The organism is Pseudomonas alliivorans (genome assembly GCF_017826695.1).
Lineage (GTDB): Bacteria > Pseudomonadota > Gammaproteobacteria > Pseudomonadales > Pseudomonadaceae > Aquipseudomonas > Aquipseudomonas alliivorans.
Window position 1 is genome coordinate 572288 of record NZ_JAFFZW010000001.1, and the last position, 24877, is coordinate 597164.

The 24877-nt window shown below is 58.2% G+C and carries 19 protein-coding genes and 3 tRNA genes; 16 read left to right on the forward strand and 6 right to left on the reverse strand.

Annotated features, from left to right (window positions below; all coding sequences use genetic code 11):
* The first annotated feature begins 23 nt into the window (after positions 1-23).
* Entirely contained in the window at positions 24-1406 is a 1383-nt protein-coding gene (gene cysS / locus JTJ32_RS02640) for a cysteine--tRNA ligase (RefSeq protein ID WP_210040693.1), read from the forward strand.
* A gap of 164 nt (positions 1407-1570) precedes the next feature.
* Here the strand turns inward: cysS and JTJ32_RS02645 are convergent, their stop codons facing one another.
* Positions 1571-3430, reverse strand: a complete 1860-nt coding sequence (locus tag JTJ32_RS02645; RefSeq protein ID WP_210040695.1) for a sigma-54-dependent Fis family transcriptional regulator — start codon at positions 3428-3430, stop codon at positions 1571-1573.
* Positions 3431-3725: 295 nt separating this feature from the next.
* On the opposite strand from JTJ32_RS02645, the gene JTJ32_RS02650 reads away from it, so the two are divergent.
* The 6 genes from JTJ32_RS02650 to JTJ32_RS02675 all read left to right on the forward strand — a co-directional run bounded on the left by JTJ32_RS02650 (position 3726) and on the right by JTJ32_RS02675 (position 9747).
* Positions 3726-4820, forward strand: coding sequence for an ABC transporter ATP-binding protein (locus JTJ32_RS02650; protein WP_099228150.1), 1095 nt, complete (start codon positions 3726-3728; stop codon positions 4818-4820).
* Positions 4820-5929, forward strand: coding sequence for an ABC transporter ATP-binding protein (locus JTJ32_RS02655; protein WP_099228151.1), 1110 nt, complete (start codon positions 4820-4822; stop codon positions 5927-5929). The genes JTJ32_RS02650 and JTJ32_RS02655 overlap by 1 nt, the downstream gene beginning before the upstream one ends.
* Positions 5926-6795, forward strand: coding sequence for a carbohydrate ABC transporter permease (locus tag JTJ32_RS02660; RefSeq protein WP_025996880.1), 870 nt, complete (start codon positions 5926-5928; stop codon positions 6793-6795). The genes JTJ32_RS02655 and JTJ32_RS02660 overlap by 4 nt, the downstream gene beginning before the upstream one ends.
* Positions 6796-6805: 10 nt before the next feature.
* On the forward strand, positions 6806-7606 hold the full coding sequence (locus JTJ32_RS02665; RefSeq protein ID WP_099228152.1) for a carbohydrate ABC transporter permease: 801 nt from the start codon (positions 6806-6808) through the stop codon (positions 7604-7606).
* Positions 7607-7617: 11 nt separating this feature from the next.
* A complete protein-coding gene (locus JTJ32_RS02670) occupies positions 7618-7890 on the forward strand; it encodes a DUF2160 domain-containing protein (RefSeq protein ID WP_004883898.1) in 273 nt (90 codons plus the stop codon).
* Positions 7891-7974: 84 nt separating this feature from the next.
* The gene (locus tag JTJ32_RS02675) at positions 7975-9747 is read left to right on the forward strand and encodes an ABC transporter substrate-binding protein (RefSeq protein ID WP_099228154.1); all 1773 of its coding nucleotides are present in this window, start codon (positions 7975-7977) and stop codon (positions 9745-9747) included.
* A 65-nt stretch (positions 9748-9812) separates the two neighbouring features.
* On the opposite strand, the gene folD is transcribed toward JTJ32_RS02675, so the two are convergent.
* Positions 9813-10667 (reverse strand): bifunctional methylenetetrahydrofolate dehydrogenase/methenyltetrahydrofolate cyclohydrolase FolD, encoded by an 855-nt coding sequence (gene folD / locus JTJ32_RS02680; protein ID WP_099228156.1) that lies wholly within the window; start codon positions 10665-10667, stop codon positions 9813-9815.
* Positions 10668-10962: 295 nt separating this feature from the next.
* Here folD and JTJ32_RS02685 point away from each other — a divergent pair.
* From JTJ32_RS02685 to JTJ32_RS02725, 9 genes are all read left to right on the forward strand, one after another.
* A tRNA-Arg gene (locus JTJ32_RS02685) sits at positions 10963-11039 on the forward strand.
* A gap of 53 nt (positions 11040-11092) precedes the next feature.
* Positions 11093-11168, forward strand: a tRNA-His gene (locus JTJ32_RS02690).
* A 57-nt stretch (positions 11169-11225) separates the two neighbouring features.
* Positions 11226-11310, forward strand: a tRNA-Leu gene (locus JTJ32_RS02695).
* A gap of 372 nt (positions 11311-11682) precedes the next feature.
* On the forward strand, positions 11683-12993 hold the full coding sequence (gene tig, locus JTJ32_RS02700) for a trigger factor (RefSeq protein WP_004883903.1): 1311 nt from the start codon (positions 11683-11685) through the stop codon (positions 12991-12993).
* 91 nt (positions 12994-13084) lie between these two features.
* Positions 13085-13726: an ATP-dependent Clp endopeptidase proteolytic subunit ClpP gene (gene clpP / locus JTJ32_RS02705; RefSeq protein ID WP_002552734.1), complete on the forward strand. Its 642-nt coding sequence runs from the start codon at positions 13085-13087 to the stop codon at positions 13724-13726.
* Positions 13727-13833: 107 nt separating this feature from the next.
* Complete coding sequence (clpX, locus tag JTJ32_RS02710; protein WP_099228157.1) at positions 13834-15117, forward strand: ATP-dependent Clp protease ATP-binding subunit ClpX; 1284 nt, start codon at positions 13834-13836, stop codon at positions 15115-15117.
* Positions 15118-15324: 207 nt separating this feature from the next.
* Entirely contained in the window at positions 15325-17721 is a 2397-nt protein-coding gene (gene lon / locus JTJ32_RS02715; protein ID WP_099228158.1) for an endopeptidase La, read from the forward strand.
* A gap of 144 nt (positions 17722-17865) precedes the next feature.
* Positions 17866-18138, forward strand: coding sequence for an HU family DNA-binding protein (locus tag JTJ32_RS02720; RefSeq protein ID WP_004883906.1), 273 nt, complete (start codon positions 17866-17868; stop codon positions 18136-18138).
* A gap of 206 nt (positions 18139-18344) precedes the next feature.
* Entirely contained in the window at positions 18345-20228 is a 1884-nt protein-coding gene (locus JTJ32_RS02725; RefSeq protein ID WP_210040697.1) for a SurA N-terminal domain-containing protein, read from the forward strand.
* A gap of 129 nt (positions 20229-20357) precedes the next feature.
* Here the strand turns inward: JTJ32_RS02725 and fabI are convergent, their stop codons facing one another.
* Genes fabI through JTJ32_RS02745 form a run of 4 tightly spaced genes read right to left on the reverse strand, consistent with a single transcriptional unit; the run spans position 20358 to position 24877 of the window.
* Positions 20358-21152, reverse strand: a complete 795-nt coding sequence (gene fabI, locus JTJ32_RS02730; protein WP_024687900.1) for an enoyl-ACP reductase FabI — start codon at positions 21150-21152, stop codon at positions 20358-20360.
* Between the two features lie 18 nt (positions 21153-21170).
* Positions 21171-22781 (reverse strand): ABC transporter ATP-binding protein, encoded by a 1611-nt coding sequence (locus JTJ32_RS02735; RefSeq protein ID WP_210040699.1) that lies wholly within the window; start codon positions 22779-22781, stop codon positions 21171-21173.
* A 1-nt stretch (position 22782) separates the two neighbouring features.
* Positions 22783-23802, reverse strand: a complete 1020-nt coding sequence (locus JTJ32_RS02740; protein ID WP_099228163.1) for an ABC transporter permease — start codon at positions 23800-23802, stop codon at positions 22783-22785.
* A 1-nt stretch (position 23803) separates the two neighbouring features.
* Positions 23804-24877 (reverse strand): microcin C ABC transporter permease YejB, encoded by a 1074-nt coding sequence (locus JTJ32_RS02745; protein ID WP_004883916.1) that lies wholly within the window; start codon positions 24875-24877, stop codon positions 23804-23806.

Sequence of the window (24877 nt, forward strand, 5' to 3'; positions counted from 1 at the left end):
GGCTGTACCACGGGGGTAGGAAAGTGCTTTCCATCTACAACACGCTCACCAAGAGCAAAGAAGTTTTCAAGCCGCTGGATGGCAACAAGGTGCGCATGTACGTCTGCGGGATGACCGTGTACGACTACTGCCACCTGGGTCACGGCCGCAGCATGGTCGCGTTCGATCTGGTGACGCGCTGGTTGCGGTTCAGCGGGTATGAGCTGACCTATGTGCGCAACATCACCGACATTGACGACAAGATCATCAACCGTGCGCGTGACAACGGCGAGTCCTTCGACGCGCTGACGGCGCGCATGATTGACGCCATGCATGAGGACGAGGCTCGCCTCAACATCCTCAAGCCGGACATGGAGCCGCGTGCCACCGATCATATCGCCGGCATGCACGCCATGATCCAGACCTTGATCGACAAGGGCTACGCCTACGCGCCGGGCAATGGCGACGTGTACTACCGCGTCGGCAAGTTCGTCGGCTACGGCAAGCTGTCACGCAAGAAAATCGAAGACCTGCGCATCGGGGCACGAATCGAAGTGGACGAGTCCAAGGACGATCCGCTGGATTTCGTGGTCTGGAAAGGCGTCAAGCCGGGCGAGCCGAGCTGGGATTCGCCGTGGGGTCCGGGTCGTCCGGGCTGGCATATCGAGTGCTCGGTGATGTCGACCTGCTGCCTGGGTGACACCTTTGATATTCATGGTGGCGGCAGCGACCTCGAGTTTCCGCACCATGAAAACGAGATCGCCCAGAGCGAAGCGGCGACCGGCAAGACTTACGCCAATGCGTGGTTGCACTGCGGCATGATCCGCATCAATGGCGAGAAGATGTCCAAATCCTTGAACAACTTCTTCACCATTCGCGACGTGCTGGAAAAATACCACCCCGAAGTGGTGCGTTACCTGCTGGTATCGAGCCATTACCGCAGTGCGATCAACTATTCCGAAGACAGTCTGCGCGAGTCCAAGGCGGCGCTGGAGCGTTTCTATCACGCGCTCAAGGGCTTGCCGGTTGCCGAGCCTGCCGGTGGCGAAGCGTTCGTCGAGCGTTTCTCTGCGGCGATGAACGATGATTTCGGTACGCCTGAAGCCTGTGCCGTGCTGTTCGAAATGGTGCGCGAGATCAACCGCCTGCGTGAGACTGATCCTGCTGCGGCAGCGGGCCTTGCGGCGCGACTCAAGCAACTGGCCAGCGTACTGGGTGTGTTGCAGCTGGAGGCTGATGACTTTCTGCGCGCCGGTGCAGAAGGTCGCGTCGATGCCGCTGAAGTCGAAGCGCTGATTCAAGCGCGTCTGGCGGCGCGTGCTGCCAGGGACTGGGCCGAATCCGACCGCATCCGCGACCAGATCACCGGCATGGGCGTGGTGCTGGAAGACGGCAAGGGTGGGACGACCTGGCGTCTTGCGGACTGACGCTATCCCCTAAGGGGCGTGCCGATGCAATGCATGCCCTGTGGGAGACGTCTTGCCAGCGATGGCGTCCATTCAGTCACTGATGTGTCGCTTCAGAAAAAGCATCGCCTGCAAGCCGCCTCGCACAGTCCTTTGGTTGCAGCAAGAATGGTGTCGGACGCTGATCAGGCTTCACCGCCTTGCTGTTCCCGCAACCGCTTGTACAAGGTGTTGCGACTCACTCCGAGTCGCTTCGCCAGTTGCGAGATATTCCCTCCGGCCGCCTGAAGCAGGTCGTTCAGGTCGTCAGTGTTTTGCAGACGTTCCTGCATAACCTCTGCTGTCTGTATGTCATTACGCCGCTCACCCGATCCTGCGTCCAGAAAGAAATCCTCCGGCAAGTGTTCGGTGCCGATCGGTTGATCGTCGGCCAGCGCCAGCGCCACCTGAATCACGCTGTTGAGCTGGCGGATATTGCCCGGCCATGGGTGCTGCTCGAACAGCTCAAGCACTTCACGTGAAAAACCGGCCCGCTGGTGCGGGTCCCGATGCCGTTCCCAGATGCGCTGCACCAGCGCGTGCTTGTCGGTTCTTTCGCGCAGTGGCGGCAGCTCGATGTTCAGGCCGCTGATTCTGTAATAAAGGTCCTGACGAAAATGCCCGGCCTGCACCTGGTCGCGCAGCGTACGGTTGGTGGCGGATACCAGGCGGATATCCACCGGATACAACTCGCCGCCGCCTAGCGGCTGAACGCAGCGTTCCTGAAGGACCCGCAGCAGACGCGCCTGCACCGACATCGGCATGTCACCGATCTCGTCCAGAAACAGCGTGCCTTTGTCGGCCTTGCGAATCAGCCCGATGCTGCCTTTCTGGCTGGCGCCGGTGAACGCACCCTTGGCGTAGCCGAACAGTTCTGCCTCCACCAGATCAGCCGGAATTGCCGCGCAGTTGACCGCGATCAGCGGCTGACTGGCGCGCGAGCTGGCCTGATGCAGTGCCTTGACGAACACTTCCTTGCCGACCCCGGTCTCTCCATGGATCAACAGCGGAATGTCTTTTTCCAACAGGCGCTGCGCCTGGCTCACAGCCTTCTCGACGCGGGCATCGCCCAGGCTGATGGCCTGCAGGTCCAGGCTCCGTGTCGGGATCGGCGCAGGCGTTGCTGTGGTCACTGCATGCAGTTGCAGCGGCTTGCGCCTTGGGCGCTTGATCAGGCACTGGAAACGGTTGTTACCGAACGCCTGCAGCGCAAAAGGCCGGGCTTCGGGCTCGCTGAGCAGTTGCAGGATCGGGCATTTGAACAGTGTCTCGATGCTGACGCCGGCGAGTCTGACACCCAGCAGCGTGTCGGCTCGGCGATTGGCGCAGAGAATCTGGCCGCTCTCGTCGAAAATCAGTAATCCGGCCCACTGGCTGTCGAGGTTGTTCAGGCCGGTGTTGAAGATCAGCTGGAGATGGGTGTCGCGAAACTGGTCGAGAATCAGTCGGTTTTCCACCGACTGGCTCATCATCTTGACCATGCCCAGAGTGTGGGAGGGCGGCAGGAAGCTGTCACTCGAAACATCCAGCACCGCAATGATGCGACGGTCGGCGTCGAAGATCGGCGAGGCCGAGCCGGTCATGAAGCGGTTGGCCTTGAGGAAGTGCTCGTCAGGCTCGATATGGATAGCCTGCTCACAGGCCAGCGCGGTGCCGATGGCATTGGTGCCGGTGCCTCGCTCGCTCCAGCTGGCGCCCGCCAGAAATCCCTGATGCGATGAATCGCCGAACCGCTGAGTGCCCCATGACTTCAACAACTGGCCCTGAGGGTCGGCCAGCAGGATCAGGCAATTGGAGTTACTCAGGATGTTTTCGTAGACCGGCAGGACTTCCTGATGGGTCGTCTGCACCAGGGCGTTGTGACGCTCGAGCAGCTGTGAGACTTCCGAACCGGGTAACTGGCCGAACGACGGACGCGTCTGATGGTTGAGACCGAAGTCCCGGCAACGTGTCCATGAATCGCGAATGATGATGTCGTGAGCAAGCGAAGTGCTGGATTGAGCCATGGCAAAACCTGCAAGGATGACGTGTTGTTTTTATTTTCAGGTTTCGTCGCGTGTCCATCCTGGCGTGCAACGTCCATCCAGTGTCGTTCAGATGTGTTCAAAGTCAACGTTCATTTTGTTCAGTTGTTCAGTGTTTACTGTTCATTTTTGTTCAGCTATGAATCGGCTTTCGCTCAATGAAACCGGGCGAATGCTCTGGAACGGGCTTCGGCGTGGTTTTGACGGAACTGGCACGAATGTCGCTATCTGCACACCAGTCACGCATTACCCTTAAAAAAACAACAAAGGGCACGCCATGTCTCTCACGCTGGAGCACGTCAGTCGCGCAGTCGATGGCCAACTATGGATCGACGACGCGTCCCTGAGCTTTGAGCCAGGATCCTTCAACGTTCTGCTGGGGCGAACCCTGTCAGGAAAAACCAGCCTGATGCGCCTGATGGCCGGGTTGGACAAACCGGACAGCGGGCGAGTGCTGATGAACGGGGTCGATGTCACCCATCGTCCGGTTCGCCTGCGCAACGTCTCGATGGTTTACCAACAGTTCATCAATTACCCGAGCATGACGGTATTCGAAAACATCGCTTCGCCGCTTCGTCAGGCGGGCATGTCCAGGGACGTTATCCACAGTCGCGTCCACGAAACCGCAAAAATGCTGCGCATCGAGAAGTTTCTGCAGCGCCATCCCCTTGAACTGTCCGGCGGCCAGCAGCAGCGCACCGCGATGGCCCGGGCGCTGGTCAAGGATGCCGAACTGATCCTGTTCGACGAGCCGCTGGTGAACCTGGATTACAAGCTGCGCGAAGAGCTGCGTCAGGAAATGCGTGAGCTGTTTGCCGCTCGCCATACCATCGCAATCTACGCCACCACCGAACCCAACGAGGCACTGGCGCTGGGCGGTACGACTACCATCCTGCATGAAGGCCGGGTGGTGCAGAGTGGCAAGACACCTGAGGTCTACCACAAGCCGGCCACCGTTCTGGCTGCCGAGCTGTTCTCGGAACCGCCGATCAACCTGATGCCCGGCCGTATCGAAGGCAATGAAGTGAGCTTTGCCAGCTTCGTGCATTTCCCGCTCAACGTCGACCTGCGTGCCATTGGCGATGGCGAGTACCGCTTCGGTGTGCGGCCCAGTCATTTGAGTCTGGTGCCGTCCAACGATGACGATCTGGAATTGGCGGTTACCGTGGAACTGGCCGAAATCAGCGGCTCGGAAACCTTCCTGCACGTGCGTAACGAGCTGTTCTCGCTGGTGCTGCATCTGCCGGGCGTGCACGCCTACGACGTGGATGCGCCGATCCGGGTGTATATCCCGACCCACAAACTTTTCGTGTTCGATCAGCAGGGCGGCCTTATCCAGGCGCCGGGCCTGCGCATGTCGAGGGTTGCCTGATGGCCGAGATCCGATTGCAGAACCTGGCGCACAGTTACAGCGCCAACCCCGGGCCTGACGACTACGCGATTCGCGAGATGAGCCATATCTGGGAGCAGGGCGGAGCGTATGCGCTGCTCGGGCCTTCAGGGTGCGGCAAGTCGACTCTGCTCAACATTATTTCCGGCCTGCTGAGCCCGTCGCAGGGGCAAGTGCTGTTCGACTCCAAAGTGGTCAACGAGCTGCCGCCCGAGCACCGTAACATTGCTCAGGTTTTCCAGTTTCCGGTGATCTACGACACCATGACCGTGTTCGATAACCTGGCCTTTCCCCTGCGCAATCAGGGCATGGACAAAGCGCGGATTCTCGCCAAGGTCACTGAAATCGCCGATGTCCTCGACCTGCAGCCATTGCTGAAAAAGAAGGCCCGCAACCTGACGGCAGATGAAAAGCAGAAAGTGTCCATGGGGCGCGGGCTGGTGCGTGATGATGTTTCAGCCATTCTGTTCGACGAGCCGCTGACGGTTATCGACCCGCACCTGAAGTGGAAGCTGCGCCGCAAGCTCAAGCAGATTCACGAGCAATTCAACATCACCATGGTCTACGTCACCCATGATCAGTTGGAAGCCTCGACCTTCGCCGACAAGATCGCGGTGATGTACGGCGGCCAGATCGTCCAGTTCGGCACCCCGCGTGAACTGTTCGAGAAGCCCCGGCACACCTTTGTCGGGTATTTCATCGGCAGTCCCGGCATGAATCTCATTGATGTGCAGCCGCAGGGTGACGGTGTCGGTTTTGGCGACGTTCACGTGCCGCTGTCCGGCCTGTTGCAGCAGTTGATCGCACGGACCTCGTTCACCAGCCTGAAAATCGGCATTCGTCCCGAGTTCGTTCATGTCTGGGACGGTCCCTACGAGGAAGCGATGTGCGCCGAGGTGGTCTACGTCGAGGATCTGGGCACTTACAAGATTCTGACCCTGTCGCTGGCCGGGCAGAAGCTCAAGGTGCGCTTGCCTGAAGACAAACCGGTGCCCCAAGGCCAGGCGTGGATCAGCTTTCCTGCGCAGTGGCTGATGGTATATGCCGATGACTTCCTGCTTGAGTCCACTCCAGAGCGAGACCTGCCATGAATAACAAGGTCCAGAACAACAAGGCCTGGTGGCTGGTGCTGCCGGTGTTCCTGCTGGTGGCCTTCAGCGCCATCATTCCGATGATGACCGTGGTCAACTATTCGGTGCAGGACATCTTCGACCAGTCCAGCCGTTACTTTGTCGGCACCGACTGGTTCAGGCAGGTCCTGCAGGACCCGCGTCTGCACGACTCGCTGCTGCGGCAGTTCATCTATTCGGGCAGTGTGCTGCTGATCGAGATCCCGCTGGGCATCGCGGTTGCGCTGTGCATGCCTACCAAAGGGCGCTGGTCCACGGTCTGCCTGATCCTGATGACCATCCCGCTGCTGATTCCCTGGAACGTGGTCGGCACCATCTGGCAGATCTTCGGCCGCGGTGACATTGGCCTGCTGGGCTATACGCTCAACAATATTTTGCATATCAATTACAACTACGCGGCCAATGCGTCGGATGCCTGGGTCACGGTGCTGATCATTGATGTCTGGCACTGGACTTCACTGGTGGCGTTGCTGAGCTACTCGGGGCTTCGGGCCATTCCGGACGTCTACTATCAGGCAGCGCGGATCGACCGGGCGTCGAGTTGGGCAATCTTCCGGCATATTCAATTGCCAAAAATGAAAAGCGTGCTGCTGATCGCCGTGATGCTGCGCTTCATGGACAGCTTCATGATCTACACCGAGCCGTTCGTGCTCACCGGTGGCGGGCCGGGCAACTCCACCACCTTCCTCAGCCAGACCCTGACGACCATGGCACTCGGGCAATTCGACCTGGGTCCGGCGGCGGCTTTCTCGCTGGTGTATTTCCTGATCATTCTGCTGGTGTCATGGGTGTTCTACACCGCCATGACCCACAGCGAAAAGAATTGAGGGCCTGGTCATGAGTCTGCGCAAAGCCATACCAATGTTGATTTACCTGCTGTTTCTGCTCGTGCCGATCTACTGGCTGATCAACATGTCGTTCAAGACCAACACCGAGATCCTTGGCGGCCTGACCCTGTGGCCGCAGGACTTCACCCTGGCCAACTACAAGGTGATTTTCACCGACGAGAGCTGGTACAGCGGCTACATCAACTCGCTGTACTACGTGTGCCTGAATACCGTGATATCGCTGAGCGTCGCATTGCCGGCGGCCTATGCGTTTTCACGCTATCGTTTCCTCGGCGACAAGCACCTGTTCTTCTGGCTGCTGACCAACCGCATGGCGCCACCGGCGGTGTTTCTGCTGCCGTTTTTCCAGCTGTATTCATCGATTGGTCTGTTCGACACGCACATCGCTGTGGCATTGGCGCATTGCCTGTTCAACGTGCCGTTGGCGGTATGGATTCTGGAAGGTTTCATGTCGGGTGTTCCCAAGGAGATCGATGAAACCGCCTACATCGATGGTTACAGCTTTCCCAAGTTCTTCGGCAAGATTTTCATCCCGCTGATTGGTTCGGGGATTGGTGTCACGGCGTTCTTCTGCTTCATGTTTTCCTGGGTCGAACTGCTGCTGGCGCGCACGCTGACTTCGGTCAACGCCAAGCCGATTGCTGCGGTCATGACGCGTACGGTTTCGGCGTCCGGTATCGATTGGGGTGTGCTGGCTGCGGCCGGTGTGCTGACCATCCTGCCGGGCATGCTGGTGATCTGGTTTGTTCGTAACCACGTGGTCAAGGGCTTTGCCCTTGGCCGTGTCTGAGGAGACGAAAAATGGAGTGGATGTCCTGGACACTGCCCACCGCGGCCTTCTTCGGCAGTATCGCCTTGCTGCTGGTGGGAATGACAGTATGGGAGCTGCGCTCGGCCAGTATCGAGCGTCGCGGGTTTCTGCCGATTGCCACCACGCGTGGCGACCGGCTGTTCATCGGGCTTTTGGGCAGTGCTTATCTGCATCTGATGGTGATCGGCGCGACCGACTGGAGTATCTGGGTCGCTTCGGGGGCCTCCCTGGTGTGGCTGTTGGTGGTGATGCGTTGGGGTTAGCGGACGGACGGGCGTCATTGCCCGCTCGAAGGCTGGCGGTATTCGAAAAGCGGGACTACATAAGAAGCAACTCTTGAGGTGTCTATGTTCAATAAGAAAAACAAGCTGCAACATAGCGTGACGTTGGCAACCATGATCATGCTCAGCGGGTTGAGCGTTTCAGCCTGGGCGGATCAGTACGAGGATGCGGCAAAGAAGTGGGCGGCCAGCGAGTTCAAGCCGACCACGCTTTCCGATGCCGAGCAGTTGAAAGAGCTTGAGTGGTTCATCAAGGCTGCCGAGCCGTTCCGTGGCATGGATATCAAGGTGGTGTCGGAAACCCTGACCACCCACGAATACGAGTCCAAGACCCTGGCCAAGGCGTTCACCGAGATCACCGGCATCAAGGTCACTCACGACCTGCTTCAGGAAGGCGACGTTATCGAGAAGCTGCAGACCGCCATGCAGTCCGACAAAAGCATCTATGACGGATGGGTCAACGACTCGGACCTGATCGGTACGCACTTCCGTTACGGTAAAGCGATGTCGCTGACCGACCTGATGGCCAGTCCCGAGGGTGCGAAAGTCACTTCTCCTACACTGGACCTGAAGGATTTCATCGGGACTTCCTTCACCACGGCGCCAGACGGCAAGCTGTATCAGCTGCCCGACCAGCAGTTTGCCAACCTGTACTGGTTCCGCGCAGACTGGTTCGATCGCGAGGACCTGAAAAAACAATTCAAGGAGAAGTATGGCTATGAGCTGGGCGTCCCGGTGAACTGGTCGGCCTATGAAGACATCGCCAAATTCTTCAGCGAAGACGTAAAAACCATCGACGGCAAGAAAGTCTATGGCCACATGGATTACGGCAAGAAAGATCCATCGCTGGGCTGGCGCTTCACCGATGCCTGGTTCTCCATGGCCGGCAGCGGTGACAAGGGCCTGCCGAACGGCCTGCCTGTGGATGAGTGGGGTATTCGCGTTGAGGACTGCCATCCGGTCGGTTCCAGTATCACCCGTGGTGGCGACACCAACGGTCCTGCGGCCGTCTTCGCCACTCAGAAATATATCGACTGGCTGAAAGCCTACGCACCGCCTCAAGCGGCCGGCATGACCTTCTCCGAGTCGGGGCCTGTTCCGTCGCAGGGTGAGGTTGCGCAGCAGATTTTCTGGTACACCGCATTCACCGCCGACATGACCAAGCCCGGCCTGCCGGTGATGAATGCCGATGGCACGCCGAAATGGCGCATGGCGCCTTCGCCTAAAGGTCCGTACTGGAAAGAGGGCATGAAGCTGGGCTATCAGGACGTGGGTTCATGGACCTTCCTCAAGTCCACCGAAGAGAAAAAGCGTAACGCCGCCTGGCTCTATGCGCAGTTCGTGACGTCCAAGTCGGTGTCGCTGAAGAAAACCATCGTCGGCCTGACGCCGATCCGTGAGTCGGACATCAACTCCAAGGAAATGACTGCGCTGGCACCCAAGCTGGGTGGTCTGGTCGAGTTCTATCGCAGCCCGGCCCGCGTGCAGTGGTCGCCAACCGGCACCAACGTTCCTGACTATCCGAAGCTGGCCCAGTTGTGGTGGAGCCATGTGGCTGAAGCCGTGACTGGCGAAAAGACCGCTCAGGCTGCCCTGGACGGACTGGCCAAGGATCAGGATGCGATCATGACGCGCATCGAGCGCTCCAAGGTTCAGGACGCCAGCGGCTGTGCACCGAAGATGAACCCGGAAACCTCGGCTGAAGAGTGGTATTCCAAGGCTGAGAACAGCGGCGGCAAGTTCCTCGCACCCCAGCGCAAGCTGGCCAACGAGAAACCGAAGGGCGAAACCATTGCCTACTCCGACCTGCTGAAAAGCTGGGAAGCCGCAAAGAAATAAGCGTTTTGGAAGTGTAAAAAAACGGCACCCCGGGGTGCCGTTTTTTTTGCTGCTGAAACGCTGTATCAGCCGTGCAGCGTCTCGGCTGCGTACAGGGTGTTTTCCAGCAGGCAGGCGCGGGTCATGGGGCCGACGCCGCCTGGGACTGGAGTGATCCAGCCAGCGCGGGGCAGGGCGGTTTCATAGACCACGTCGCCGACGAGCTTGCCATCCGCCTGACGGTTGATGCCGACATCGATCACGATGGCGCCAGGCTTGATCCACTCGCCTTTTACAAGGCCGGGCTTGCCAGCGGCCACCACGACCAGATCGGCGCGACCTACATGGCCGGCCAGATCCTTGGTGAAACGATGCGTCACCGTAACGGTGCAGCCACCCAGCAACAACTCCATCGCCATCGGACGACCGACGATGTTGGAGGCACCGACCACCACTGCGTCCATCCCGTACAGATCAACACCGGTACTTTCCAGCAGGGTCATGATGCCTTTGGGCGTGCACGGACGCAGCAGGGGAATACGCTGAGCCAGACGGCCGACATTATAAGGATGGAAGCCATCCACATCCTTGTCGGGGCGGATGCGCTCCAGCAGCAGCGAAGCGTCCAGATGCTCGGGCAGAGGCAGTTGCAGCAGGATGCCGTCGACGGCAGCGTCTTCGTTGAGGCGATCGATCAGTTCGGTCAGCGCAACCTGAGTGGTGTCTGCGGGCAGGTCATAGGCCTGGGAGATGAAGCCGACTTCCTCGCAGTCCTTGCGCTTGTGGGAGACATACACCTGGGAGGCGGGGTCGCTGCCCACCAGAATCACCGCGAGGCCCGGCGTACGCAGGCCTTGCTGGCTACGTTCGGCGACACGTTTGGCGATCTGCTGGCGCAGGCTGGCGGCGATCGCTTTGCCGTCGATTAGTTTTGCAGTCATGACGCGTGATTAACCATCGAGAGGAAATAAAATGAGCGCGCATTCTCGCATGACATGGCGCGAGGGCAAAGACGCTTGGTCAGCATATTCCGCTAACCCCTTTATCTAACTGAATTTTTTTCAAAAAAGAGTTGACGCTCTCAGGGAGCGTCTATAAGATTCGTCGCACTTGCCGGGCAGAGCCCAGCACTGGTTAAGCTAGCACTGGTTGATTAGGTCAGGCAGAGTTGCAAATCAGCTCGGTGTGATTGAAAGCCTTTTAATTTGTGATCGTAAAAGAATACAGATTATATAAGTGCCCGTAGCTCAGCTGGATAGAGCATCCGCCTTCTAAGCGGATGGTCGCAGGTTCGAGTCCTGCCGGGTGCGCCATTCAAGGCAGCTTTGGCACAGCAAGTAAAGATGTACTGGTCACACGCAATATGGTGGGCGTAGCTCAGTTGGTAGAGCACAGGATTGTGACTCCTGTTGTCGAGGGTTCGATCCCCTTCGTCCACCCCATATTAAGAAAGGCGCCAGGTTTACTAATCTGGCGCCTTTGCTTTAAAAGCTTGTAGCGCGGATGTGGTGGAATTGGTAGACACACTGGATTTAGGTTCCAGCGCCGAAAGGTGTGAGAGTTCGAGTCTCTCCGTCCGCACCAAGATACAAACAGCCTGAGTGGAAACACTTCGGTTGCAATAAAAAGCCGCCTAGTGCGGCTTTTTTTGTTTCAGCGTATTGGTTTTACCGTTTCGCTGGTCCGAAGGCCTGCTGCCGTCGGTCGAGTGAGGCGCGCTACGCGGATGGAGTCGGTAGTGGTCCGGTGCACAGGCTTCCTTATATAGAGGCCGTGCCAGACGCATCGCCAGCAGTGTGAGTCCTCTGTGGTTCGTGCTCGTCGGCGGACCGATTCCCTCCTCTTAAACCGCCCTTTTTCAGTAGGGTGACTTCTTGAGTTTGACCCACTAGAATGCATGCCCTTGATTCTGGGGTCGGAAACGGCCGGCTAACGTCTGTGCAACGAGGAATATCCATGCAAGTTTCTGTTGAAAATACTTCCGCTCTTGAGCGCCGCATGACCATTGGCGTGCCTGCCGAACGCATCGAGACTGAAGTCAACAAGCGTCTGCAGCAGACCGCACGTAAAGCCAAGATCCCGGGCTTCCGCCCTGGCAAAGTGCCTATGAGCGTGATCCGCCAGCGTTACGAAGACGGCGCGCGTCAGGAAGCGCTGGGCGATCTGATTCAGGCTACTTTCTACGAAGCTGTCGTTGAGCAGAAGCTCAACCCGGCTGGCGCACCTGCTGTGGAGCCTAAATCCTTCGAAAAAGGCAAGGATCTGGAATACGTGGCGACTTTCGAAGTCTTCCCGGAATTCACCGTTGCCGGTTTCGACAGCATTGCTGTAGAGCGTCTGTCTGCCGACGTGGCTGACAGCGATCTGGACAACATGCTGGAAGTGCTGCGCAAGCAGAACGTTCGTTTTGAAGAGACCGATCGTGCCGCTCAGAACGAAGATCAGCTGAACATCGATTTCGTGGGCAAGGTCGACGGCGAAGCATTCGCTGGCGGTTCTGCCACTGGTACCCAGCTGGTTCTGGGTTCCGGCCGCATGATCCCTGGCTTCGAAGACGGTCTGGTTGGCGCCAAGGCCGGTGAAGAGCGCGTTCTGAACGTGACCTTCCCTGAGGATTACCAGAACCTGGAGCTGGCCGGCAAGGCTGCCGAGTTCACTGTTACCGTCAACACCGTTTCCGAGCCAAAGCTGCCTGAGCTGAACGAAGAGTTCTTCAAGCAGTTCGGTATCAAGGAAACCGGCATCGACGGTTTCCGCGCCGAAGTTCGCAAGAACATGGAGCGTGAGCTGCGTCAGGCGATCAAATCCAAGGTCAAGAATCAGGTAATGGACGGTCTGCTGGCCTCCAACCCGATCGAAGTGCCTAAAGCGCTGCTGGAAAACGAAGTCAACCGTCTGCGCGTTCAAGCGGTTCAGCAGTTTGGTGGCAACATCAAGCCTGACCAACTGCCGGCCGAGCTGTTCGAAGAGCAGGCCAAGCGCCGCGTCGAGCTGGGCCTGATCGTTGCTGAAGTGGTCAAGCAGTTCGACCTCAAGCCTGACGATGCCCGCGTTCGTGATCTGATCCAGGAAATGGCCTCGGCCTACCAGGAGCCGGAGCAGGTTGTGGCCTGGTACTACAAGAACGAGCAGCAAATGAACGAAGTACGTTCTGTTGTGCTTGAAGAGCAAGTTGTAGATACTGTTTTGCAGAAAGCTAGCGTGACCGACAAATCGGTCTCCTACGAAGAAGCTGTCAAGCCGGTGGAAGCTCCAAAAGCCGACTGATTTCTCTTTTCGTTCGAAAACACCCACAAGCCAGCCTTCGCGCTGGCTTGTGCGTATTCAAGACTCGACTATTTGGGAGTGAATGCAGGACATGTCCCGCAATTCTTATATTCAGCAGAACTCTGACATCCAGGCCGCTGGCGGCCTGGTCCCGATGGTTATCGAGCAGTCCGCCCGTGGCGAACGCGCCTATGACATCTATTCGCGCCTTCTCAAGGAGCGGGTGATCTTTATGGTTGGTCCGGTAGAGGACTACATGGCCAACCTTATCGCGGCGCAACTGCTCTTCCTGGAAGCGGAAAACCCGGACAAGGATATCCATCTCTACATCAACTCACCGGGCGGTTCGGTGACTGCAGGCATGTCGATCTACGACACCATGCAGTTCATCAAGCCTGACGTGTCGACCATCTGTATCGGTCAGGCGTGCAGCATGGGTGCGTTCCTGCTGGCTGGCGGTGCAGAGGGCAAGCGTCACTGCCTGCCAAACTCGCGCATGATGATTCACCAGCCATTGGGCGGTTTCCAGGGGCAGGCGTCGGACATCGACATCCATGCCAAGGAAATCCTGCACATTCGTCACCGCCTGAACTCGTTGCTGGCGCATCACACCGGCCAGAGCCTCGAGACCATCGAGCGCGACACCGAGCGTGACAACTTCATGAGCGCAGAGCGTGCGGCTGAGTACGGCCTTATCGACTCGGTGATCAACAAGCGTCAAATGCCTGCCTAAGCACCTCAAAATGTAGGGGGTCGGTGCTACCGACCGCCTGCGGACTTGAAAAAGCCCGCAATAGCCTTCATCTTGTGTTGCAAGCCTATCGGATTTGGATCGATCGAATGACTGACACCCGCAACGGCGAGGACAACGGCAAACTGCTCTATTGCTCCTTCTGTGGCAAAAGCCAGCATGAAGTGCGCAAATTGATTGCCGGCCCCTCGGTCTTTATCTGCGACGAGTGCGTCGACCTGTGCAATGACATCATCCGTGAGGAGGTGCAGGAAGCACAGGCCGAAAGCAGCGCGCATAAATTGCCTTCGCCCAAAGAAATCAGCGGCATCCTTGATCAGTACGTGATTGGTCAGGAGCGTGCCAAAAAGGTTCTCGCAGTAGCGGTGTATAACCACTACAAGCGCCTGAACCAGCGCGACAAGAAAAACGACGATGTGGAACTGGGCAAGAGCAACATCCTGCTGATCGGCCCTACGGGTTCCGGCAAGACGCTGCTGGCCGAAACACTGGCCCGCCTGCTCAATGTACCGTTCACCATCGCCGACGCCACCACCCTGACCGAAGCCGGTTATGTGGGTGAGGACGTGGAAAATATTATTCAGAAGCTGTTGCAGAAATGTGATTACGACGTAGAAAAGGCCCAGATGGGTATCGTCTACATCGATGAAATCGACAAGATTTCGCGCAAATCCGACAACCCTTCGATCACGCGTGACGTTTCCGGTGAAGGCGTGCAGCAAGCCTTGCTGAAACTGATCGAAGGCACGGTGGCTTCGGTTCCGCCTCAGGGTGGCCGCAAGCATCCACAGCAGGAATTCCTGCAGGTGGACACGCGCAACATTCTGTTTATCTGCGGTGGCGCCTTCTCGGGCCTCGAAAAGGTCATTCAGAACCGCTCCACTCGCGGCGGCATCGGTTTCAACGCCGAAGTCCGCAGTAAGGAGGAGGGCAAGAAGGTGGGCGAATCCCTGCGTGAAGTCGAGCCTGACGATCTGGTCAAGTTCGGTCTGATCCCTGAATTCGTAGGCCGTCTGCCGGTTCTGGCAACGCTTGACGAGCTGGACGAGGCTGCGTTGATGCAGATTCTCACCGAGCCGAAGAACGCACTGACCAAGCAGTACGCCAAGCTGTTCGAAATGGAAGGTGTGGACCTCGAATTCCGCACCGATGCGTTGAAATCGGTTGCCCGTCGTGCGCTGGAGCGCAAGACCGGTGCCCGTGGTCTGCGCTCGATCCTGGAAGGCGTGTTGCTCGACACCATGTACGAAATCCCGTCGCAGAGCGACGTGAGCAAGGTGGTGATCGACGAGAGCGTGATCGACGGTTCTTCCAAGCCGCTGCTGATCTACGAAAACAGCGAGCCGCCTGCAAAGGTTGCTCCTGACGTGTAACGACACTGTCGTAACACGTGAAGAGACACGAAAGGGGGCCTTCAGGGTCCCCTTTTGCATTTTCAGCGCTCCCGTTCGTCCTGTAGAAGAGGGCGAACCTGAGAGGGCCGCAGCCCATGGGGCTTGTTTTTTTTGAACACTACCCCCATCTTGGCTTCAAGCTAATTCCATCTGTCCCGGCCGTCTGGCCGCTGTAGAGGCGAAATCATGAAGACCACCATCGAATTGCCTCTTTTGCCATTGCGTGATGTCGTGGTTTATCCGCACATGGTTATCCCGCTGTTCGTGGGGCGCGAGAAGTCTATCGAAGCCCTTGAGGCAGCGATGACGGGTGATAAACAGATTCTGTTGCTCGCGCAAAGAAACCCTGCTGACGATGACCCTGATGAGCAGGCTCTTTATAGCGTCGGCACTATTGCAACCGTATTGCAGTTGCTCAAATTGCCGGATGGCACCGTCAAGGTGCTGGTCGAAGGCGAGCAACGTGGATCGGTCGAGCGTTTCATCGAGGTTGACGGTCATTACCGCGCCGAGGTTGCGCTGATCGACGAAGTCGACGCACCGGATCGCGAATCCGAAGTGTTTGTCCGCAGCCTGCTGGCTCAGTTCGAGCAGTACGTGCAGCTGGGCAAGAAAGTCCCCGCAGAAGTCCTGTCGTCGCTCAACAGCATCGATGAGCCTGGTCGCCTGGTAGACACCATGGCAGCCCACATGGCGCTCAAGATCGAGCAGAAGCAGGATATCCTCGAGATTATCGACCTGTCGGCCCGTGTCGAGCACGTGCTGGCGTTGCTGGATGCTGAAATCGACCTGTTGCAGGTCGAGAAGCGCATCCGCGGACGCGTCAAGAAACAAATGGAGCGCAGCCAGCGCGAGTACTACCTGAATGAGCAGATGAAGGCCATTCAGAAAGAGTTGGGCGATGGCGATGAAGGCCATAACGAAATTGAAGAGCTGAAAAAGCGTATCGACGCGGCAGGCCTGCCAAAGGATGCTCTGGCCAAGGCAACTGCCGAGCTTAACAAGCTCAAGCAGATGTCACCGATGTCGGCTGAAGCCACTGTGGTGCGCTCCTACATCGACTGGCTGGTGCAAGTGCCGTGGAAGGCGCAGAGCAAGGTGCGTCTTGACCTGGCCCGTGCTGAAGCCATTCTGGACGCCGATCACTACGGTCTGGATGAGGTCAAGGAGCGTATCCTTGAGTACCTCGCCGTGCAGAAGCGCGTGAAGAAGATTCGCGGTCCTGTGTTGTGCCTGGTAGGCCCGCCGGGTGTGGGTAAAACCTCGCTTGCCGAGTCGATTGCCAACGCGACCAATCGCAAGTTTGTGCGTATGGCCCTGGGTGGCGTGCGTGACGAGGCTGAAATTCGTGGTCATCGCCGGACTTACATCGGTTCGATGCCAGGAAGATTGATACAAAAGATGACGAAGGTTGGCGTACGCAACCCGCTCTTCCTGCTCGATGAAATCGACAAGATGGGCAGCGACATGCGCGGTGACCCGGCGTCGGCTTTGCTTGAAGTCCTTGACCCCGAGCAGAACCACAACTTCAACGACCACTACCTTGAGGTCGATTACGACCTGTCGGACGTGATGTTCCTGTGCACCTCGAACTCGATGAACATTCCGCCAGCGCTGCTGGACCGGATGGAAGTCATTCGTTTGCCGGGCTACACCGAAGACGAGAAGATCAACATTGCCGTCAAATACCTTTCGCCGAAGCAGATTCAGGCCAATGGTCTGAAGAAGGGCGAGATCGAATTCGACGAGGAAGCGATCCGCGACATCATCCGTTACTACACCCGTGAAGCTGGTGTGCGCGGGCTGGAGCGCCAGATTGCCAAGGTCTGCCGCAAGGCGGTCAAAGAGCACGCATTGGAAAAACGCTTTGCCGTTCACGTCACTGCCGACATGCTCGAGCACTTCCTGGGCGTGCGTAAATTCCGCTACGGTCTGGCCGAGCAGCAGGACCAGATCGGTCAGGTGACGGGCCTTGCCTGGACTCAGGTCGGTGGCGAGCTGCTGACCATCGAAGCCGCTGTCGTACCCGGCAAAGGCCAGTTGATCAAGACCGGTTCGCTGGGCGATGTCATGGTCGAGTCCATCACGGCGGCTCAGACTGTGGTGCGCAGTCGCGCACGCAGCCTGGGGATTTCCGCAGACTTCCATGAGAAGCACGACACGCACATTCACATGCCTGAAGGCGCTACGCCGAAGGACGGCCCGAGCGCGGGTGTAGGCATGTGCACGGCGCTGGTGTCTGCACTGACCCAGATCCCGGTGCGTGCCGATGTGGCAATGACGGGTGAAATTACCCTGCGTGGTCAGGTCCTCGCCATCGGTGGTCTGAAGGAAAAACTTCTGGCGGCGCACCGCGGTGGAATCAAGATCGTGATCATTCCGGAAGAAAATGTACGCGATTTGAAGGAAATTCCTGACAATATCAAGCAGGATCTTCAGATAAAGCCCGTTAAATGGATTGACGAAGTCCTGCAAATTGCGCTGCAATACGCCCCGGAGCCCTTGCCGGATGTGGCTCCTGATCTCGTTGCAAAGGATGAAAAACGCGAGTCTGACTCTAAGGAAAGAATTAGCACGCATTAAGTCTGGCAGGCTTCCTTGACAGCTTTTTAGAGCCCTTGTTATAAAGCGGCTCTTTGAAGCAAGTCCGGCAGGCCTTCCAGCGCTCGTTTTGCTTAACACCTAAAACTTAGAAACATACTCAATATAGAGATAAGGGGACTTAGAGTGAACAAGTCGGAACTGATTGATGCTATCGCTGCATCTGCTGATATCCCGAAAGCTGCTGCTGGCCGTGCGCTGGACGCAGTGATCGAATCCGTCACTGGCGCTCTGAAGGCTGGCGACTCGGTTGTTTTGGTTGGCTTTGGTACGTTCTCCGTTACAGATCGTCCTGCGCGCACCGGTCGTAATCCTCAGACTGGCAAGACGCTGGAAATCGCTGCTGCTAAAAAACCAGGTTTCAAAGCCGGTAAAGCCCTGAAAGAAGCTGTTAACTAAGCCTCTTTGATGCCTTTGTCCGCTGGGTCGGTGTTGTTCTGATCCAGTAGCGGAGCGGTGGTGCAATCGGTTGCAACGCCGAAGGGTTCGAGCCCTTCCGCTCCGTCAGTTACGAGAAGGCGCATCCTCGGATGCGCCTTTCTTCTATCCGCTTTCTACCCACGCTCCGCGGTTGGTTAGTCAGTTCAACCGTTTTGGGGGACGCAATGCTGCAGAACATCAGGGACAATTCACAAGGCTGGATTGCCAAGACAATCATCGGAATCATCATCGCGTTGATGGCCTTCACCGGCATCGAGGCGTTGTTTACCGCTACCAGCAACAAGCAGAACGCTGCCGAGGTCAATGGTGAGGACATCTCTCAAAACGAGCTGAGCCAGGCCGTTGACATGCAGCGCCGTCAGCTTGCCCAGCAGCTTTCTCAACAGTTGGGCAAGGATTTCGATCCTGCAATGCTGGACGAGAAGCTGCTGCGCGAGTCCGCTCTCAAGGGGCTGATCGACCGCAAACTGCTGCTGCAGGGCGCAGCCGACTCCAAGTTCTCCTTTTCCGACGCGGCACTGGATCAGCAGCTTTTGCAGACACCTGAATTTCAGGTTGACGGCAAATTCAGCGCAGACCGTTTCGATCAGGTGATTCGTCAGTTGGGCTACAGCCGCCTGCAATTCCGCCAGATGCTGGGTCAGGAAATGCTCATCGGTCAGCTTCGTGCCGGTGTCGCAGGCAGTGCCTTCGTGACCGACGCTCAGGTCGATGCCTTTGCCCGTCTGGAAAAACAGACCCGCGATTTTGCGTCGTTGACCCTGCCGGCCGATCCTTCGGCAGTCAAAGTCACCGATGACGAGGTCAAGGCGCACTACGACGAGCATGCCAAGGAGTTCATGAGTCCCGAGCAGGTCGTGCTCGACTACATTGAATTGAAGAAGTCTGCCTTCTTCGACAAGGTGCAGGTCAAGGACGAAGACCTGCAGGCGGCCTATCAGAAAGAGATCGCCAACCTCGCCGAGCAGCGTCGCGCTGCGCACATCCTGATCGAAGTGAACGACAAGCTCAGCGATGAGCAGGCCAAGGCGAAGATTGAAAAAATTCAACAGCGTCTGGCCAAGGGTGAGGACTTTGCCGCACTGGCCAAGGAGTTCTCGCAGGACCCGGGTTCGTCGAACAAGGGTGGTGATCTGGGTTACGCGGGCAAAGGCGTTTACGACCCTGCGTTCGAAGACGCGCTGTACGGCTTGAACAAGGACCAGGTTTCGCAACCTGTGCGTACCGACTTCGGCTGGCACCTGATCAAGCTGCTGGGTGTGGAAGCCCCTTCGGTGCCGACATTCGCAAGTCTGAAGGACAAGCTGACCAACGACCTCAAGTCGCAGCAGGTCGAGCAGAAGTTTGTTGAAGTGACCAAGCAGTTGGAAGATTCGGCGTTCGAATCGTCTGATCTGACTCAGCCTGCTCAGGATCTGGGCCTCAAGGTTCAGACCACTGCGCCATTCGGTCGTGAAGGCGGCGAAGGCCTGACGGCTAACCGTGCGGTCATCCAGGCGGCGTTCAGCCCGGAAGTTCTGGAAGAAGGTTCCAACAGCAACACGCTGGAACTGGACCCGGAAACCGTAGTGGTCGTGCGTGCCAAAGAGCACCTGCAACCGCAGCAGTTGCCGCTTGAGAGCGTCGCCAATGCCATTCGTGCCCAGTTGGTCAAGGAGCACGCAAGTGCTGCAGCCAAGGCCAAGGGCGAGGCGCTGCTGGCCGGTCTGCGTGACGGCAAGATTCCGCTGGCGGCGAAGCAGGAAGGCCGTGAATGGAAAGTCATGGAAGCGGTCACTCGCAGTCAGGAAGGTGTTGATCCTGCTGTCCTGCAGGCGCTGTTCCGCATGCCCAAGCCAACTGGCAAGGACAAGCCGGAATACACCAGCCAGACCGCAGCCGATGGCAGCTTTGTGATCGTGCGTCTTAACGGCGTGAATCAGGCGGCCGCACCGACCGACGCGGAAAAGGCGCAATACCGCCGCTTCCTTGCATCGCGTGCCGGTCAGCAGGATTTCGCAGCGTTCCGTGCTCAGTTGGAAAGCAAGGCGAAGATCGAGAAGTTCTAAGCCCTGTGTCAGGCAAGGTCAGGTCGAAAACGACCTGACCTTTGCAGAAGCCAAAAGAAGGCCGCTCACTGAGCGGCCTTCTTTTTGTATCTCGGAAAGTGCCGCTCGCAATGAGCGGCACCTGCCGTATCACTCTTCGATGTTACCCATCGCGGTGGTGTTGAAGCCGCCGTCGACGTACATGATTTCACCGCTGATGCCCGAGGCCAGATCGGAGCACAGGAACGCACCTGCGTTGCCGACTTCGTCGATGGTCACGTTGCGACGCAGAGGGGTCTGCGCTTCGTTGGCGGCCAGCATCTTGCGGAAGTTCTTGATGCCCGACGCTGCCAGGGTACGGATCGGACCTGCCGAAACCGCGTTGACACGCGTGCCTTCAGGACCGAGGCTGCCAGCCAGGTAACGGACACCGGCTTCCAGACTGGCCTTGGCCATGCCCATCACGTTGTAGTTAGGCATGGTGCGCTCTGCGCCCAGGTACGACAGAGTCAGCAGGCTGCCATTGCGGCCTTTCATCATTTCGCGACCAGCCTTGGCCAGTGCCACGAAGCTGTAGGCGCTGATGTCGTGAGCGATGCGGAAGCCTTCGCGGGTGGTGGCTTCGGTGAAGTCGCCATCGAGCTGATCGCCCGGCGCGAAACCTACCGAGTGAACGATTACGTCCAGGCCGTCCCACTTCTTGCTCAGCTCTTCGAAGACCTTGTTGATCTCTTCGTCGCTGGCCACGTCGCAAGGGAAGCACAGTTCAGGACCCGAGCCCCAGCCTGCGGCGAACTCTTCGACACGACCCTTGAGTTTGTCGTTCTGGTAGGTGAAAGCAAGCTCTGCACCTTCACGATGCATGGCGGCAGCGATGCCGGATGCGATGGACAGTTTACTGGCGACACCGACGATCAGGACGCGCTTACCGGCGAGAAAACCCATGTGTTGTTCCTCTTCAGGTTAATCGACAGCGACTGGTGCCAAAAAGGCGGCTTCCAGAAGCTGCTGTGTATAAGGATGTTGCGGTGCGGCAAAAACAGCCTGCGCCGCACCCTGTTCGACCACTTGGCCTTGCTTGACCACCATCAGTTGGTGGCTGAGCGCTTTGACGACAGCCAGGTCATGGCTGATGAACAAATACGTCAGGTTGTACTTGGTTTGCAGCGAGCGAAGCAGTTCGACCACCTGGCGCTGCACGGTCCGGTCGAGCGCCGAGGTTGGCTCGTCCAGCAGAATCAGTGCCGGTTTGAGTACCAGAGCCCGGGCAATGGCAATCCTCTGTCGCTGACCACCGGAGAACTCGTGAGGGTAGCGGTGCCGGGTTTCCGGATCCAGACCTACTTCCCTGAGTGCTTCGATGATCGCCGTTTCCTGCTCTGCAGCCGTTCCCATGTTGTGAATGCGCAGACCTTCGCCAACGATATCACTCACCGACATGCGCGGGCTCAGGCTGCCAAACGGGTCCTGGAACACCACCTGCATCTGTCTACGCAGCGGACGAACCTGCTGCTGCGACAGAGAGTCTAGCGGTTTGCCCCTGAATCGTATGGTGCCTTCGCTACCGATGAGCCGGAGAATCGCCAGGCCCAGCGTCGATTTTCCCGATCCGCTTTCACCCACTATCCCCAGTGTCTGTCCTTCCGGCAGGCTGAAGCGGATACCGTCGACCGCCTTGACGTGATCGACGGTCCGCTTGAGCAGGCCTTTCTTGATCGGGAACCAGACTTTCAGGTCCTCGACTTCAAGCAGCGCAGCACCGGCCGGGTTGGTCGAAGGACCGCCGCTGGGCTCTGCGCTGAGCAAAACTTTGGTGTACGGGTGCTGCGGTGAACGGAACAGCTCTTCGCACGATGCCTGTTCGACGATGCAACCTCGCTGCATGACACATACTCGGTTGGCTATTTGCCTGACAACGTTCAAATCGTGGCTGATCAACAGCAGTGCCATGCCCAGTCGCGCCTGCAAATGCTTGAGCAATTCGAGGATTTTCAGTTGCACGGTTACATCGAGCGCAGTGGTCGGTTCGTCGGCAATCAACAGCTCAGGCTCGTTGGCCAGGGCCATGGCGATCATCACACGCTGGCGCTGGCCGCCTGACAGCTCGTGTGGCAGCGCTTTGAGGCGTTTGCGCGGCTCAGGTATGCCAACCAGCTCCAGCAGCTCCAGCGTGCGCTCGGTGGCAGCCTTGCCGGTCACCCCCTTGTGCAGGCCGAGGACTTCGTTGATCTGCTTTTCCACCGAATGCAGCGGGTTCAGCGAGGTCATCGGCTCTTGAAAGATCATTGCGATGCGGTTGCCACGGATCGAGCGCAGTTTTTTCTCTTCGACCTTCAGCAGGTCGTCGCCCGCATAGCGGATGGTGCCGCTGGGATGGCTCGCGATGGGGTAGGGCAGCAGGCGCAGGATCGAGTGCGCCGTCACGGATTTGCCCGAGCCGCTTTCACCGACCAGCGCCAGGGTTTCGCCACGTCGGATATCGAAACTGATGTTCTCGACCACCCGTTGACGCGAGTCGCCCGTCACGAACTCGACCGCCAGATCGCGGATTTCGATCAGATTGTCATTGTTCATTTTATTTCCTTGGGTCGAAAGCATCGCGGGCGGATTCGCCGATGAATACCAGCAGGCTCAGCATCAGGGCCAGCACCGCAAAGGCGCTGATCCCCAGCCAGGGTGCCTGCAGGTTGGATTTGCCCTGCGCGACCAGTTCGCCCAGCGAAGGCGATCCGGCAGGCAGGCCGAAGCCCAGGAAGTCCAGTGCCGTCAGGGTGCCGATAGCGCCCGTGAGGATGAACGGCATGAAGGTCATGGTCGACACCATGGCGTTGGGCAGGATATGCCGGAACATGATTGCGCCGTTCTCCATGCCCAGGGCGCGGGCGGCACGCACGTATTCGAGGTTGCGGCCGCGCAGGAACTCTGCACGCACCACGTCCACCAGCCCCATCCAGGAGAACAGCAGCATGATACCCAGCAGCCACCAGAAGTTTGGCTGCACGAAACTGGCCAGAATGATCAGCAGGTACAGCACCGGCAGCCCGGACCAGACTTCCAGAAACCGCTGCCCCAGCAGATCGACCCAGCCGCCATAGAAGCCCTGCAGCGCACCGGCCACCACACCTATGATCGAGCTGAGAATGGTCAGGGTCAGGGCAAACAGCACCGAGATTCTGAAGCCGTATATCACTCGTGCCAGCACATCGCGGCCCTGGTCGTCCGTGCCCAGAAGGTTCTCCCGCGACGGCGGGGCGGGGGCGGGGACTTTCAGGTCATAGTTGATGCTCTGGTAGCTGAACGGGATCGGAGCCCATAGCGTCCAGCCGCCTTTGGCTGCCAGCAGCTCTTTGATGTAGGGGCTCTTGTAGTTGGCTTCCAGCGGGAACTCACCACCGAAGGTGGTTTCCGGATAGCGCTCGAACACCGGGAAATACCATTGGCCGTCGTAGCGCACGGCGAGTGGCTTGTCGTTGGCGATCAGTTCGGCACCCAGGCTCAGGCCAAACAGCAGCAGGAACAGCCACAGTGACCACCAGCCGCGTTTGTTGGCCTTGAAGCGTTCGAAGCGGCGGCGATTGAGAGGAGACAGCTTCATATCAATGCTTCCTGCTTTCAAAGTCGATGCGCGGGTCTACCAGCGTGTAGGTGATGTCGCCGATCAGCTTCACCACCAGACCCAGCAGGGTAAAGATGAACAGGGTACCGAACACGACGGGGTAGTCGCGGTTGATGGCCGCTTCGAAGCTCATCAGGCCCAGACCGTCCAGAGAGAAAATCACTTCCACCAGCAGCGAGCCGGTGAAGAAGATGCCCATGAACGCCGCCGGAAAGCCGGCAATCACCAGCAGCATCGCGTTGCGGAACACATGGCCGTACAGCACCTTGTGGTTGCTCAGGCCCTTGGCCTTGGCCGTGGTGACGTACTGCTTGCTGATCTCGTCGAGGAAGCTGTTCTTGGTCAGCAGGGTCATGGTCGCGAAGTTGCCGATGACCAGTGCAGTGACCGGCAGCACCAGGTGCCAGAAGTAATCGAGGATCTTGCCTGCGGTGCTCAACTCTTCGAAGTTGTTCGAGGTCAGCCCGCGCAGGGGGAACCAGTTGAAGTAGCTGCCGCCGGAAAACACCACGATCAGCAGGATCGCGAACAGGAACGCCGGTATCGCATAGCCGACGATGATTGCCGAACTGGTCCAGACGTCGAAGTGGCTGCCGTGCCGGGTGGCCTTGGCGATGCCCAGCGGGATCGACACCAGATACATGATCAGGGTGCTCCACAGCCCGAGGGAAATGGACACCGGCATCTTCTCGACGATCAGGTCGATTACCTTGGCGTCCCTGAAGAAGCTGTCACCGAAATCCAGCGTGGTGTAGTTCTTGATCATGATCCACAGGCGTTCCGGCGCGGACTTGTCGAAGCCGTACATGCGCTCGATTTCCTTGACCAGCGCCGGATCCAGGCCTTGGGCGCCACGGTAGTTCGACCCCGCCACCGAGACTTCCGCTCCGCCCCCGGCGATGCGGCTGGTAGCACCGTCGAAGCCTTCGATCTTGGCGATCATCTGCTCCACAGGTCCGCCGGGGGCGGCCTGGATGATGATGAAGTTGATGATCAGGATCCCGAACAGGGTCGGAATGATCAGCAGCAGCCGTCGCAGAATATAGGCCAGCAT